Raw genomic sequence first — 14,304 nt, forward strand, 5'->3', positions numbered from 1 at the left:
GGCTCAGTTCGTCGGCTGGGCGGCCTGCGGGACCGGAGCCTCCTCGCCGACCCGGTGGGCGCGGACCTTGTGGCCGACGCTGGTCAGGCACCGCCCGCTGGGCAGGTCGAACCGCCAGCCGTGCAACTGGCAGGTGAGCTGGTCGCCGTCGACGATGCCGAACCGGCTCAGGTCCGCCTTCAGGTGCGGGCAGCGCCGCTGCACCACCCAGTCGCCGAGGGTGATGTCCTCGGCGTCCACCGCCCGCTCGTGCTCGTCGTACCAGCCCTCGGCGTACTGGAGACGCTCGGTGGACAGACACTTGAAGAAGGCGTAGACGAACTCGTTGTACTGCCCGATCCGGGCGGCGGAGAACCGGCAGGACAGGAAGAGCGAGTTGACCCAGTCCACCTCGCCGATGTGCAGCAGGTGCTCCACGAGCGCCCGCTCGGTACGGAACCGGTAGCGCACCTTCTCGTCGGCGTACGGCCGCACCTGCTTGTCGGGGAAGTCCACGACTATCGACTCGACGCTCTCACCGTCGTAGCCGACCAGGTCGAAGCGGACCGGACCGCCGACCCCCTTGGCCAGGTAGATCGACTCGTCGAGCAGCGGCTCGATGCGTCGCTTCAGCTCCTTGAGCACGTCCACCTCGGGGTGCCGCCAGGATGCCTTCTCCGCCTCGATGATCGGCCGCTTACGCTCGCGCATCTCCTCCAGGTGGGCGACCTTGTTGGCGAAGAACTCCGCCACCGGCACCGGGTGCGTGGTCGTCGCGCCGGTGGTGGTCACCTCGGTGACGCTGCCGGGCAGCAGCACGATGCCGTTCGTGCCGCCGACCTTCGCGTACTCGGCCAGGAACACCGACTGGTCGGGGAAGATGTTTCCCTCGTCGCCGAAGATGTCGTTGAACTGCCACAGCTCGTCGTCCAGGAAGCACGGCGGGCCGGCGATCGGGAAGACGTGGTCGGCCTTCAGGTCGTCGATGTAGCGCCAGGTGCGGTCGAACTGCCGGTCCCGCTTCTGTTTGCCGAAGGCGGTCTTCGCCGCGTTCGGCAGCTCGTAGACCATCGGGTACCAGATCGCACCGGAGAACTGGAGCAGGTGCGCGTGCACGTGGCCCAGCTCGGCGAAGGTGCTCAGGTCGGTCGGCCGAGCGTCGTTCTGGTTGAGCAGCCGGACACCGTCGTACTCCACCCAGAGCGAGGAGTCACCGATCGGGCCGTCGGTGGGGCTGGTCAGCGCCTGGATCATCACCTTGAGGCCGCCGTCGAGCTCGACGACCTCCTCGTTGCGGGTCTTCAGGAACTTCGTGAAGCCCAGCTCGCGGAACTCGTCCTCCATCTCCGAGGTGGGAAACTCGGGCAGCAGCACGGTGGCCTTCTTCGACACGTACCGCTTGAGGTGAGCCGCGTCGAAGTGGTCCCGGTGCAGGTGGGAGACGTACAGATAGTCGACGTCACCGAGGGCCTCCCAGTCGAGCTGGGAGTTGTCGGGGAACGGGAACCAGGAGGCGAAGTAGGCCGGATTGACCCACGGGTCGCACAGGATGCTGCCCGCGGCCGTGTCGATCCGCATGCTCGCGTGCCCCGTACCGGTCACTCGCACCGCAGTTCCCCCTCAAAAAGACAATCAAGGTGTACGCCCCAGAACGCTACCGGAGGCAGTCTGGTCCTCGCCCCGCGACGCCGGTAGTGCCCTTCCACCCACCTGAGCGGGCCCATCGGCCCTGGCCGGAAACCTTCGCGGGGGACGTGCCAGACTAGCCGGAGATCCGTTCCCGAGGAAGGACCGACAGTGGCAGGAAGCGAGCCGGTAACGTCGCCAGACCAGCACAAGCCCGGGCATCGTAAGGCCGGGCGGATCGGCGCGGTGCTCACCGCGTTCGCGCTGCTGGCCATGCTCTGCGGCAACCACGAGGGCAGGGTCGAGAACCTCTGGCTGATCGGTCTGGCCGCGCTGCTGCTGCTCATCGTGATCGGTGACGCGGTGCTGCGCCGCAACGGCCTGCGCTCCTGACGCACCGGTCAACCCGCGGCGGCCTGCGCCCCTGACGCATCTGGCCTCGGGCGACCGCCTGTCGGCCCCACCGCCGCACCCACCTGCGCGACGACGCGCGAGGGCCCGCCCCCCCCGGTCTCCGGAGGCGGGCCCTCGCGCATGAATGTCTGGCAGCGGCCGAATCGTCAGCGGCCGAAGAGGATGTCCTGCACGTTCTTCAGCGCGGCGTCGACCTCGGCCTCGAAGTAGCCGCCCTGCACCAGGCCGAAGCGCAGCGTGTCCAGGTCCTTCGGGTTCACCGGCATCTGGTTGCGCCCGGCCATCCCGCCGAGCAGCGACTCGAAGAACCGGTCCACCTGGTCAGGGTCGTACCCGCTGCCGAAACGGCGGACCTGGAAGCTGCGCCGGATCTGGTCCACCCGGTAGAGGTCGCTGCCGGGCGGGCCGGCCATCGGCGGTCCACCCATCGCCGGAGGGCCGCCCATCGGGGGTCCGCCAAGGGCCTGCTGCGGCATGCCGGGGGGGCCGGCCGGGCCACGGCGCGGGTCCCGGTCCGGCAGCCGGATCTCGGCGGTCATGTCGGTACGGCCGTGCCGGCCCGCCTCGAACCCGTCGAAGCGCTGCTCGTCCGGCGGCGGACCGTAACCGCCGGGACCGTCCGGGGGCCCGTAACCACCGGGGCCGTCGGGCGGGCCGTAGCCGCCCGGACCGTCCGGCGGGCCATAGCCGCCGGGGCCCGCGGGCAGGCCACGCGGCGGCGGCCCTCCGTGACCCATGCCGCCGGGAGGACCCATCGGCGCACCCGGACCCATCGGGGCGGCGGCACCGCGCGGGCCGTCGTAACCACCCCGGGGAGCATTGTCGTACCCACCGGCGAAGGCGCCCGTCGGCTCGTCGTAGCGGCCGTAGGGCGGCCCGGCCTGTGCCGGCATCGCCCGGGGCGGCATCGGCGGCTGCGGCACCGGGGACATGCCCCGGTCCTCGCGCATGCCGGGACCCATCCGCTCCATCGGGCCCATCCGGCCATCGCCACGGCCGGCCACGCCGCCGCGCTCCTCCAGCTCCGCCAGCTGCCGCTCGACCCGGTCGAGGTGCAGGTCGACCTGCCACTCGTCGTAGCCGTTGAAGCGAACCCGGAAGACGACGTCATGGACCTCCTGCGAGGCCACCGGCGCTCCGACCGGCTGGCCGGCGAGTGTCGCCTCGACCCGGTCCAGGAAGGCGTCCACCTCGTCAACCTTGTATCCCCGGCGGAGCGCCTTACGCCGGAAACGCTGACCCTGACTCGCCACTATGTCTCCTGGTCTCGTTCGCCACGCCCGGTCACGCCGTCATCTCCCCGGCCGGGTCAGTGCCACTGTCCTCCGCGGCGGCCAGCTGCCCACATGCTCCGTCGATCTCGCGACCTCGGGTGTCCCGCACCGTGGTGGACACCCCGGCGTCGCGCAACCGCCGGACGAACTCCCGCTCGACCGGCTTCGGGCTCGCGTCCCAGCGGCTGCCCGGAGTCGGGTTGAGCGGGATCAGGTTCACGTGGGCCAGCTTGCCGGCCAGCAGCCGGCCGAGCAGGTCAGCTCGCCACGGCTGGTCGTTCACGTCCTTGATCATCGCGTACTCGATCGACACACGACGGCCCGTACGGGCCGCGTAGGCCCAGGCTGCGTCCAGCACCTCGGACACCTTCCAGCGCTGGTTGACCGGCACGAGTTCGTCGCGCAGCTCATCATCGGGGGCGTGCAGCGACAACGCAAGAGTCACGGAGAGGTCTTCGCTGGCCAGTCGGTGGATGGCCGGCACCAGCCCGACCGTGGAAACGGTGATGTGCCGCTGTGACAGGCCGAGACCCTCGGGTGCCGGCGCGACCAGGCGGCGGATCGCCGCGATCACCCTGTTGTAGTTCGCCAGGGGCTCGCCCATGCCCATGAAGACCACGTGCGACAGCCTCGGCGGTGACCCCGCGACCTTGCCGGAGGCGGCCACGCCGGCCAGGTAGACCGCCTGGTCGACAATCTCGGCGGTGGAGAGGTTACGGGTCAGGCCGGCCTGGCCCGTCGCGCAGAACGGGCAGGCCATGCCGCATCCGGCCTGGCTGGAGATGCAGACGGTGACCCGGTCCGGGTAGCCCATCAGCACGCTCTCCACCAGCGACCCGTCGTGCAACCGCCACAGCGCCTTACGGGTGGCGCCGTCGTCGCAGGCCAGCTCGCGTACCGGGGTGAGCAGCCGGGGCAGCAGCTGGTCGGCGAGGCGCTCGCGGGACGACGCTGGCAGGTCGGTCATCAGCGCGGGGTCGCGCACCAGCCGGCCGAAGTAGTGGGTGGAGATCTGCCGGGCCCGGAACGCGGACTCGCCCAACTTCGTGACCAGGTCCTTGCGGCCGGCCAGGTCGAGGTCGGCGAGGTGCTGCGGTGGCATTGCCGCCCGGCGCGCACCTGGCGCGTCCGGGTCGACCGGGATCAGGGGAAGACTCGTCATGGCACGTCCAGTCTGGCACGCTCGGCCCGGAACGCACCTCTGCGGAGGTGCCGGATCCGCTCCCGCCTCGTCCGCGCCCCGGTCCCGCCGGCGTGGGCCATGCCTCAGTTCACCGCCGGAACGAGCACCACGAGCAACAGGTACGCCGTCGGCACCGCGAACAGGACGGAATCGAGCCGGTCCATCAGGCCGCCGTGGCCGGGCAACAGGTTGCTCATGTCCTTCACGCCGAGATCCCGCTTGATCATGGATTCGGCGAGGTCGCCGAGGACCGCGGCGCCCGAGACCGCCACCCCGAACACGGCACCCCACCAGGGCGCGACGTCGAACAGCGCCCAGAGCAGCACGGCACTGCCCAGCGCCGCGGCACCTACCGAGCCGGCGAAGCCCTCCCACGACTTCTTGGGGCTGATCGTCGGGGCCATCGGACGCTTGCCGAAGTTGGCACCGGCCGCGTACCCGCCGGTGTCGGAGAGCACCACCGCCACCAGCGTCACCAGCACCCGCAGCGCGCCGTCACCGGGCGAGGACGCGAGCAGGGCGGCGAAACCACCGAGGAACGGCACGTACACCGCGATCAGGGTCACCGCGGTCATGTCGCGTCGGAGGTTGGTCGTACCGTCACCGAGCCGCCAGACCAGGGTGCCCGCGACGGTGACCAGGAGACCGAGCAGGAGCGCGTCCAGCCCGGCGAACCAGGCCAGGGTGACGGTGAGTACTCCACCGGCGACAAGGGGCACCAGCGGCACCTCGGCGCCGCCACGGCGGACCGCGCGGGACATCTCCCAGATGCCGACGCCGAAGGCGGCGACGAGCACCAGCAGGAACGCCGGGGTGTACAGGAACAGCGGCAGCAGGACCGCCGCACCCAGGCCGACCCCGACCGAGATGGCCGCCGGCAGGTTCCGCCCGGCCCGGCTCGCGCTCTGCTGGGTGGCCGGTCGGCCGGCACCGGCCCGACGCCGACCACGGTGGCGTCGACCCGGCTCGTCCGTTGCGTCGGCCTGCGCCGCCTCAGGGTCCGCGTCCCCGGGCGGCACGGCCGCGAGCTGGGTGGTGGGTGCGTCGCCGTGCTCCAGGCCGGGACCGACCCGTACCGGCGTCATCTGGGTGGTGGGGGCGTCGTCGTGGTCCCGACCGTCACCGACCCGAATCGGCGCGATCTGCGCGGTGGGTGCGTCGCCGTGCTCCAGGTCGCGGGCTCCGTTGCGCCCGTTCGGGGGCTGGTCCCAGCCGGCAGGTGGGCCTCCGTTCCGACCTTCCTGAGCCGGCCGGTCGCCGACGTATCGGCTGCGGCCCCACGGACCGGGCTCGACGTCCGGGTCCGGCCAGGGCAGCGAGGTGGGGCGGTCCGGGCGATCCCAGTCACGGGCCTCGGCGCCGCCGTAGGGGTCGAGGTGGGACATCACGCACCAGGGGGAGCGGTACGAGATCCACCACTTGACGCACAACCACTACCATCCCCTACCCGCGCGAGGCGCTCCGTCTGATGTGCCGGCCTGTCGGCTGGCCGATCCCCACCGTTCACCGCCGGGTCACCGGGAATCGTGCCGAGCCTACTGCACCCACCCGCCCGGCAGGACGTACCGGTGCCCGCCCCCGCCACCTTGATCATGAAGTTGTCACCACGCCACGCCGGTGACGGCGGCGGCAACTTCATGATCAAGCAGGCGATGACCTTGGCATCAGACTTCCAGGAGTTCGGACTCCTTGTGCTTGACCAGCTCGTCGACGTGGGCCACGTAGCGCTGGGTCAGGTCGTCCAGTTCCTTCTCCGCGCGCCGACCGTCGTCCTCGCCGACCTCGCCGTCCTTGACGAGCCGGTCCAGCTCCTCCTTGCCCTTGCGGCGGATGTTGCGGATGGCGACCTTCGCCTCCTCACCCTTGTGCCGGGCCACCTTGATCATGTCGCGGCGGCGCTCCTCGGTCATCTGCGGGAGCAGGATGCGCAGTTGGTTGCCCTCGTTGTTCGGGTTGACCCCGAGATCCGAGTCGCGGATCGCCTTCTCCATGGCGTTGATCTGCGAGTTGTCGTACGGCTTGATGATGGCCATCCGCGGCTCGGGGACGGCCACCGACGCCATCTGCGTCAGCGGGGTCGGGCTGCCGTAGTAGTCGATGATGATCTTGGAGAACATGGCCGGAGTCGCGCGACCGGTGCGGATGGCGCCGAACTCCTCCTTGGCGTGCTCGACCGCACGCTCCATCTTCTCCTCGGCCTCGAGGAGGGTGTCGTCGATCACCTGTCTCCTCGCCTCCTTCTTGTGCTCGTCGTGGGCTTGTCGGGTCACCGGGACCGCCGGGATCACCGTCGGCGGTCGCGCTCAGGTGGTGATCAGCGTGCCGATCTTGTCGCCACCCACGGCCCGGACGATCGTGTCGTCGCCCTGCGCGCCGAAGACCAGCATCGGCAGGCCGTTCTCCATGCAGAGGCTGAAGGCGGCCGCGTCGGCGACCCGGAGGTTGCGGCGCAGCACCTCGGAGAAGGTGATCGAGTCGAACTTGCTGGCGGTCGGATCGATCCGGGGGTCGGCCGTGTAGACGCCGTCCACTCCGTTCTTGCTCATCAGCACGACGTCCGCGTGGATCTCCAGGGCGCGCTGGGCGGCCACCGTGTCGGTGGAGAAGTACGGCATGCCCGCGCCGGCGCCGAAGATGACCACCCGGCCCTTCTCCAGGTGCCGGATCGCCCGCAACGGGATGTACGGCTCAGCCACCTGGGCCATCGTGATGGCGCTCTGGACGCGGGTCTCGATGCCTTCCTTCTCCAGGAAATCCTGGAGGGCCAGGCAGTTCATCACCGTGCCGAGCATGCCCATGTAGTCCGCCCGGGCGCGGTCCATGCCGCGCTTCTGCAACTCCGCGCCCCGGAAGAAGTTGCCGCCGCCGACCACCACGGAGACCTGCACGCCACGGCGTACCACGGTGGCGATCTGCCGGGCGATGGCCTGCACCACGTCCGGGTCGACGCCGATCGCGCCCCCGCCGAACACCTCGCCGGAGAGCTTCAACACCACCCGCCGGGCCCGGCCGGGCGGTGGTGCCGTCGGATCGTCCGCCGCCAACGTCCGGTCACTCACAACCTGCGTCATCCGCCCGTCCTTCCCCCACTGGCGCGCTCAGGTGCGCGTACCTGCCGCTGCCGACCTTATGGGACGAGGAGGCCGCGGTGTGTGTCGCGTACACCGGCGGCCCCCTCGTCTCGTCGTTGCTCCCAGCCCACGGGCGCGGTGCGCCCGAGCCGGCTCAGGCCTGGCCGACCTCGAACCGCACGAAGCCGGTGACCTCGATGCCGGCCTCGGCCAGCACCTGCTTCACCGTCTTCTTGTTGTCGGTCACCGAGGACTGCTCCAGCAGGACGAAGTCCTTGAAGAAGGAGTTGACCCGGCCCTCGACGATCTTCGGCAGGGCGGCCTCGGGCTTGTTCTCCTCGCGGGCGGTCTGCTCGGCGATGCGCCGCTCGGACTCGACGACCTCGGCCGGCACCTCGTCGCGGGTGAGGTACTGCGGCCGCATCGCGGCGATCTGCATCGCCGCACCGCGCGCGTCGGCGTCGCCCGCCTCGTCGGTCTTGCCGGCGTACTGCACGAGCACGCCGACCGCCGGGGGCAGGTCCTGCGCCTTGCGGTGCAGGTAGACCGCGACGGTGCCGTCGAGCTTGGCGAACCGGTTGAGCACCAGCTTCTCGCCGATCTTGGCGGACTGCTCCTGGACCAGGTCGGCGACGGGACGACCGTCGATCTCGCTGGCCAGCAGTTCCTCGGCGCTGCTCGCGCCGGAGCGCTCACCGTGCTCGACAAGTTGCTGCGCCAGCGCGATGAAGGCATCGTTCTTGGCGACGAAGTCGGTCTCGCAGTTGAGTTCGAGCAGCGCCTTGCCGGAGTGCGCGATCAGACCGTTCGCGGCGGTCCGGCCGGCCCGCTTGCCGACGTCCTTGGCGCCCTTGACGCGCAGGATCTCGACGGCCTTGTCGAAGTCGCCCTCGGCCTCGGTCAGCGCCTTCTTGCTGTCCATCATGCCGGCGCCGGTCAGGTCGCGGAGCTTCTTGACGTCCGCGGCGGTGATCTGGGACATGGCTCTCTCTTCGGTGTTGAGACTGCGTGGAATGGTCTGCGGTGACGATTACCCGGTTCCGAGAGGTTCGTGCCCGGTCTACCCGCCGCCGGTCACCGTCAGCGGAACGGACGGTGACCGGACGGCGGCACGATCACTGACCGGAGACGGCGGCCGGCTGCTCGGTCGCGGGCTGCTCGGCGGCCGGCTGCTCGGTCGCGGGCTGCTCGGCGGCCGGCTGCTCGGTCGCGGGCTGCTCGGCTGCGGGCTGCTCGTCGGCCTTCTTCGGCTCCTCGAGCAGCTCGCGCTCCCACTCGGCCAGCGGCTCGTCGGTGGCGACACCCGCCTCCGGCTTCTCGTCGCCACCCCGGCGACGACCGGAGCGGGCGATCAGACCGTCGGCCACGGCGGCGGCGACAACCCTGGTCAGCAGCTCGGCCGAGCGGATCGCGTCGTCGTTGCCCGGGATCGGGAAGTCGACCTCGTCCGGGTCGCAATTGGTGTCGAGCACGGCGATCACCGGGATGCCCAGCTTGCGGGCCTCGTCGACGGCGATGTGCTCCTTCTTGGTGTCAACCACCCAGACCGCGGCCGGGAGCTTCTGCATGTCCCGCAGGCCGCCCAGGGTACGGGTCAGCTTGATCTTCTCGCGGGAGAGCTGCAGGGTCTCCTTCTTGGTGTAACCGGCGGCGGTGCCGCTGAGGTCACCGAGGGCCTCCAGCTCCTTCATCCGCTGCAGCCGCTTGTACACCGTCTGGAAGTTGGTGAGCATGCCGCCGAGCCAACGGTGGTTGACGTAGGGCTGGCCGACGCGGGTCGCCTGCTCGGCGATCGCCTCCTGCGCCTGCTTCTTCGTGCCGACGAAGAGGATGCTGCCGCCCTCGGCCACCGTGTTGCGCACGAACTCGTACGCCTTCTCGATGTAGTCGAGGGTCTGACGCAGGTCGATGATGTAGATGCCGTTACGCTCGGTGAAGATGAAGCGCTTCATCTTCGGGTTCCAGCGCCGGGTCTGGTGCCCGAAGTGAACACCACTCTCCAGCAGCTGACGCATGGTCACGACGGCCATGATTCGTACTCCTTGCGGTCCCTGGTTGTCCCGCCCGGCCGGCGGCCGGGCGTCCTGGTGCCCGGTCGTCGACCATGATGGGCCCGACCGGGTCGGGACCAGGGAGGCCGCCGCCACACGACGACTCGTGAGGAGGGCACGCGAGGTCGACCGCACGAGGCGGTCGCCGGTTGACCAGTGTACGCGCCCTCCCGGCCGATCCACGCCCGGGTGCAACGAGGCCCCCGCAGCCGGTGGCCACGCCCCGCCCAGCCCGGCGGCGCGAACCAGCTCAGCCCGGCAGCGCGAACCAGCTCAGCGCGGCGACGGCGACCCGCTCAGCCGGCGGCGAGCGCGGCCACCAGGAAGAGCGCCAGGCCGACCGTCAGGTACGCGGTCGGCGGTCGCAGCCACCCCCGCGCGCCGTCGGTGAGCGAGAACCCGGTCGTCCGCAGCCCGTAGAGGCCGGCCGCGAAGATCGGCAAACCGCAGACCAGGAACGTTCCGGCGAGCACGTCCCCGGCGTCGACCGGGTCGGCGGTCGCGCCGTGCAGCAGCACCCGCACCGCAGGCAGCTCGAAGATCACGACCAGCGCGGCGAAGAGCACCGCGAGCACCGGTCGTCGCGTCCGGTAGACGCCGTCCCCGGCCGGCACGCCCGGCTGGACGCCACCCGCCAGGACGCCACCGGGCTGGACGCCACCCGCCGGGACGCCGCTCGTCTGGTAGCCGGGTGCCAGGTGGCCGGCCGTCGGATGACCGGGCACGGCGGCGGGCCCGGGCGGCGCCTCGCCCACCGGAGGTTCCCCGCGGGGTGCCACCGAGGGCACCGGCCCGGTCGGCTGCTCCAGCGGGTTGGCCATCTCGGGCCCACGCTTGGCCTCGACGATCGGGTATCCGGCCAGCGCGACGCGGGTCGGATCCGACGACAAGGGCGGGCCACCGCTGGTCGGCCCCACCTCGCGCGCGGCACGCCGGCCCGGGCGATCGGCAGGCAACTCACCGGAGATTTCCGGGTCCGCCGGTTCCGCCCGGCGGGACCGCGACGCCCGGTAGCGCTCGGTCTCCGCCGCGACGTCCCCGAGCGGGTCGGCCAGCGCGGGGCGCCGGGGCGAGCCGTACCTGTCGTCGTCGTCACCACGTTGCTCGGGTACCGCGCGCGGCTCGTCGCCGGGGTACTGCCCGTCTCCCGGCGGGCGCCACTGCGGGTCGGCGTAGCCACGGTCATGATCGCCCGGGTACCACCGCGACTCCTGGTCGTCGGAGAAGCTGCGTCGTCCGTCCACGCCGGCACCGTATGCGACCGACGGCCCGTGCGCCATCTGGCCGAGCCCCCTGACCAGCCCAGAAACGCCGCCAATAGCACATCCGGGGCATGATCGTCCGCTCGTCCACAACACCGTCGGTTGTCCACAGGTCGCCGTGACGGGGTCGCCGCGCGTCCCCGTCAGCGAGCAGGGTGCCGGTCATGACCAAGCGGAACCAGGCGGTCGGCGGGTACGGGGAACGCTGCGCCGTACGACACCTGATCGAGGCGGGGTTGCGTCCGGTGGCCCGCAACTGGCGCTGCCCCACCGGAGAGATCGACATCATCGCCTGGGACGGGGCGGTGCTCGCCTTCTGCGAGGTGAAGACGCGACGCACCACGACCTTCGGCAGCCCCGCCGAGGCGGTGGTGCCCCGCAAGGCGCGTCGGCTTCGAGGGCTCGCCGCCGCCTGGCTCGCCACCACCGGCACCACCGCCGAGGAGGTCCGCTTCGACGTCATCTCGGTGCTGGTGCCCCGCAGCGGTCGGGCCCACGTCGAGCACGTCAAGGACGCGTTCCGGTGAGCGGGCGCGGCCTCCGGCTCCCGGCCAGGGCGCCCGGCAGCGACACCGTACCCGGCGAGGTGGCGCGATGAGCTACGCCCGGGTGCTCTGCGTCGGTCTGGTCGGGGTGACCGGGCATCTGGTCGAGGTGGAGGTTGACCTGGCGGCCGGCCTGCCCGGCGTGGTGATCTCCGGGTTGCCCGACACCGCCCTGCACGAAGCACGCGACCGGGTCCGGGCTGCGGTGGTCAACTCCGGCCAACGGTGGCCGAACCGCCGGATCACCCTCAACCTGCTACCGGCCACCCTGCCCAAGTTCGGTTCGGCGTTCGACCTGGCGATCGCGGTGGCACTGCTCGGCGGCTCCGGCGAGCTTCCGCTGCTGCCGCTGGACGGCGTGGCGGTCCTCGGGGAGTTGGGCCTGGACGGGACCGTGCGACCGGTCCGGGGCGTACTGCCCATGGTCGCCGCGGCGGCGCAGGCCGGTGTCCAACGGGTGATCGTCCCGGCCGGCAACACCGCCGAGGCAGCGGTCGTCCCCGGGTTGCTGGTACGCGGCGTGGACACCCTGCACCGGCTGGTCGCCTTCGTCCGCGACGGCACCCCGCTGATCGAGCCGCCGCTCGACGCTCCGCCGCCGGCCGCACCCGGTCCCGACCTGGCCGAGGTCGCCGGGCAGGGCCTGGGCCGACGGGCCGTGGAGGTCGCCGCCGCCGGTGGGCACCACCTGGCCCTCATCGGCCCCCCGGGAGCCGGCAAGACGATGCTCGCCGAGCGTCTGCCGTCGATCCTGCCGGAGCTGGACGACGAGGCGGCCCTGGAGGTCACCGCCCTGCACTCGATCGCCGGGCTGTTGCCGCCGGGCGGCCGGTTGATCCGACGTCCACCGTTCCAGGCACCGCACCACACCGCGACAGTTCCCTCAATCGTCGGCGGCGGGTCGGGGCTCGCCCGCCCCGGTGCGATCTCACTGGCCCACCGTGGGGTGCTGCTGATGGACGAGGCACCCGAGTTCAGCAAGGCGGCGCTGGAGGCGTTGCGTCAGCCGCTGGAGCACGGCCGGGTACTGCTCACCCGTAGCCGGGGCAGCGCCGAGTATCCCGCCCGCGCCCAACTGGTCCTCGCCGCGAATCCGTGCCCGTGTGCGAACCCGGCCGGCGACGACCGCTGCGAGTGTCCCCCGCTGGCCCGTCGTCGTTACCTCGGCCGCCTTTCCGGTCCACTGCTCGACCGGATCGACCTACAGGTACGACTGTCGCCGATGCGCGCGGCCGAGCTGATGGAAACAGGCAGCCACGAGTCCTCCGCCGTGGTCGCCCGCCGGGTGACGGCGGCACGGGCGGCGGCGGCCGAGCGCTGGGCGCCGCTGGGCCGGCGGCTCAACAGCGAAATACCCGGGCCGGAGCTGCGTCGGACGCCGTGGCGGCTGCCCGGCCGGGTCACCGTCGAGCTGCGGTCCCGGCTCGACTCCGGGTCGCTCTCCGCCCGCGGCTTCGACCGGGTCGTCCGACTCGCCTGGACGATCGCCGACCTCGACGGGCGGGCCCGGCCGGACACGGATGACGTCGCCGAGGCCATCACGCTCAGGACGGGAGAGGGCACGTGAGCACGCACGACGAGTTGATTCTGGCGCGGGTGGCGTTGACCTGGCTGGCCGAACCGGGCACGTGGTCGGTGTACGGCCTTGTCGACGAGTTCGGCCCGGTGGGCACGCTTGACCTGCTGCTCGACGGCGGGGCACCCCAGCAGGCGCTACGCGAGTCGGTGGTGGCCCGCAGCCGGGCCGGCGACGCCAGGATGGTCGCCGCCGAGGCGCTGCACCGTGCCGACCGGCTCGGTGTCCGGGTCGTCATCCCCGGCGACGACGAGTGGCCCGGGACAGTGGAGCAGCTACGCACGCTCCGCCTGTCCGACGCCCGCCGTCGGGTGGACACCGAGACCGCGCCGCCGCTCTGTTTCTGGGTACGCGGCTCGTGGCCGCTGGCCGAAGCGCTGGACCGGTCCGTGGCGGTGGTGGGGGCACGCGCCGCCACCGCGTACGGCACCCACATCGCCACGGATCTGGGCTACGGACTGGCGGACCGGGACTGGACCGTCGTCTCCGGCGGCGCGTTCGGCATCGATGCTGCCGCGCATCGCGGGGCGTTGACCGCCGGCGGGCTCACCGTCGCGGTGCTCGCCTGCGGTGTGGACCGTGCCTACCCGATGGGAAACGCCGCCCTGTTCGACCGGATCGCCGACACCGGTCTGCTGGTCAGCGAGTGGCCGCCGGGTGCTGAGCCACTGCGTCCCCGCTTTCTCATCCGCAACCGGGTGATCGCGGCGGGTACCCGGGGCACCGTGCTCGTCGAGGCGGCGGCCCGCAGCGGCGCGACGCAGACCACCCGACGCGCCCTCGCCCTGGGCCGACCGGCGATGGTGGTACCGGGCCCGGTCACCTCGGCGATGTCGGTGGGTGCTCACGAGGTGCTTCGGGAAGAACCGAATGCGCGGCTGGTGACCGGCCTCGCCCAGGTGCTGGAGGAAGTGGGCCGGGTCGGCGAGCTTGCCCCGGTGCCGCGTGGGCCCGAACGACCCACCGATCTGCTCGACGACGACGCCCGGTCGATCGTGGAGGCGATGCCGCGACGTGGCCGCATCAGTGTGGACGCTCTCGCCGCGCGGGCTGGCCTTGCGGTCCGCACGGTGTTGCGCAAACTGCCGCTGCTGGAGGAGCTGGCCCTGGTGGTACGCCGTGACGACGGCTACGCCCTGGTGACGCCGAGCCGGCGGAGTGCACCGGCCGACCCCGGCCATGCCGGCGAGTCCGATCTGCGCTGACCTGACGTCACAGGGCCTGCTCGGCGCGCGGTCGCGTCACCCGCCTGATCAGCGGTCGGCGTCGACGTGTCGTCCGTTCGCCGTCCGGGCGTCCCGATCGTAGGGTGGTTCCCGTGGG

General features: G+C 71.7%; 13 protein-coding genes. 4 read left to right on the forward strand and 9 right to left on the reverse strand.

Features of this window, described 5'->3' with window-relative positions; all coding sequences use genetic code 11:
- Positions 1-3 precede the first annotated feature (3 nt).
- On the reverse strand, positions 4-1,587 hold the full coding sequence (locus tag CLT74_RS15240; RefSeq protein WP_099847141.1) for a Rieske 2Fe-2S domain-containing protein: 1,584 nt from the start codon (positions 1,585-1,587) through the stop codon (positions 4-6).
- Positions 1,588-1,776: 189 nt separating this feature from the next.
- Between CLT74_RS15240 and CLT74_RS15245 the strand changes: the two genes are divergently transcribed.
- Positions 1,777-1,998: a DUF2631 domain-containing protein gene (locus tag CLT74_RS15245; RefSeq protein WP_099847142.1), complete on the forward strand. Its 222-nt coding sequence runs from the start codon at positions 1,777-1,779 to the stop codon at positions 1,996-1,998.
- A 167-nt stretch (positions 1,999-2,165) separates the two neighbouring features.
- Here CLT74_RS15245 and CLT74_RS15250 read toward each other — a convergent pair whose 3' ends face one another.
- From CLT74_RS15250 to CLT74_RS15285, 8 genes are all read right to left on the reverse strand, one after another.
- The gene (locus tag CLT74_RS15250; RefSeq protein WP_099847143.1) at positions 2,166-3,272 is read right to left on the reverse strand and encodes a DivIVA domain-containing protein; all 1,107 of its coding nucleotides are present in this window, start codon (positions 3,270-3,272) and stop codon (positions 2,166-2,168) included.
- 31 nt (positions 3,273-3,303) lie between these two features.
- Positions 3,304-4,455 carry a dual-specificity RNA methyltransferase RlmN gene (gene rlmN, locus CLT74_RS15255; protein ID WP_099847144.1) on the reverse strand — a complete coding sequence of 384 codons (1,152 nt, stop codon included), beginning with the start codon at positions 4,453-4,455 and terminating at the stop codon, positions 3,304-3,306.
- 104 nt (positions 4,456-4,559) lie between these two features.
- The gene (locus CLT74_RS15260; protein WP_099847145.1) at positions 4,560-5,861 is read right to left on the reverse strand and encodes a phosphatidate cytidylyltransferase; all 1,302 of its coding nucleotides are present in this window, start codon (positions 5,859-5,861) and stop codon (positions 4,560-4,562) included.
- 279 nt (positions 5,862-6,140) lie between these two features.
- Entirely contained in the window at positions 6,141-6,698 is a 558-nt protein-coding gene (gene frr / locus CLT74_RS15265) for a ribosome recycling factor (protein ID WP_099852059.1), read from the reverse strand.
- 81 nt (positions 6,699-6,779) lie between these two features.
- Positions 6,780-7,547, reverse strand: coding sequence for a UMP kinase (pyrH, locus tag CLT74_RS15270; protein WP_093401681.1), 768 nt, complete (start codon positions 7,545-7,547; stop codon positions 6,780-6,782).
- Between the two features lie 154 nt (positions 7,548-7,701).
- Complete coding sequence (tsf, locus tag CLT74_RS15275; RefSeq protein WP_099847146.1) at positions 7,702-8,529, reverse strand: translation elongation factor Ts; 828 nt, start codon at positions 8,527-8,529, stop codon at positions 7,702-7,704.
- Between the two features lie 133 nt (positions 8,530-8,662).
- A complete protein-coding gene (gene rpsB / locus CLT74_RS15280; RefSeq protein ID WP_099847147.1) occupies positions 8,663-9,577 on the reverse strand; it encodes a 30S ribosomal protein S2 in 915 nt (304 codons plus the stop codon).
- A 317-nt stretch (positions 9,578-9,894) separates the two neighbouring features.
- A complete protein-coding gene (locus CLT74_RS15285) occupies positions 9,895-10,878 on the reverse strand; it encodes a hypothetical protein (protein WP_099847148.1) in 984 nt (327 codons plus the stop codon).
- Between the two features lie 146 nt (positions 10,879-11,024).
- Between CLT74_RS15285 and CLT74_RS15290 the strand changes: the two genes are divergently transcribed.
- The 3 genes from CLT74_RS15290 to CLT74_RS15300 all read left to right on the forward strand — a co-directional run bounded on the left by CLT74_RS15290 (position 11,025) and on the right by CLT74_RS15300 (position 14,186).
- Positions 11,025-11,387, forward strand: coding sequence for a YraN family protein (locus tag CLT74_RS15290; protein WP_099847149.1), 363 nt, complete (start codon positions 11,025-11,027; stop codon positions 11,385-11,387).
- Positions 11,388-11,454: 67 nt separating this feature from the next.
- Positions 11,455-12,972 (forward strand): YifB family Mg chelatase-like AAA ATPase, encoded by a 1,518-nt coding sequence (locus CLT74_RS15295; RefSeq protein WP_099847150.1) that lies wholly within the window; start codon positions 11,455-11,457, stop codon positions 12,970-12,972.
- Positions 12,969-14,186, forward strand: coding sequence for a DNA-processing protein DprA (locus CLT74_RS15300; protein WP_099847151.1), 1,218 nt, complete (start codon positions 12,969-12,971; stop codon positions 14,184-14,186). The genes CLT74_RS15295 and CLT74_RS15300 overlap by 4 nt, the downstream gene beginning before the upstream one ends.
- Positions 14,187-14,304: the final 118 nt, after the last annotated feature.

Source organism: Verrucosispora sp. CNZ293, from assembly GCF_002754655.1.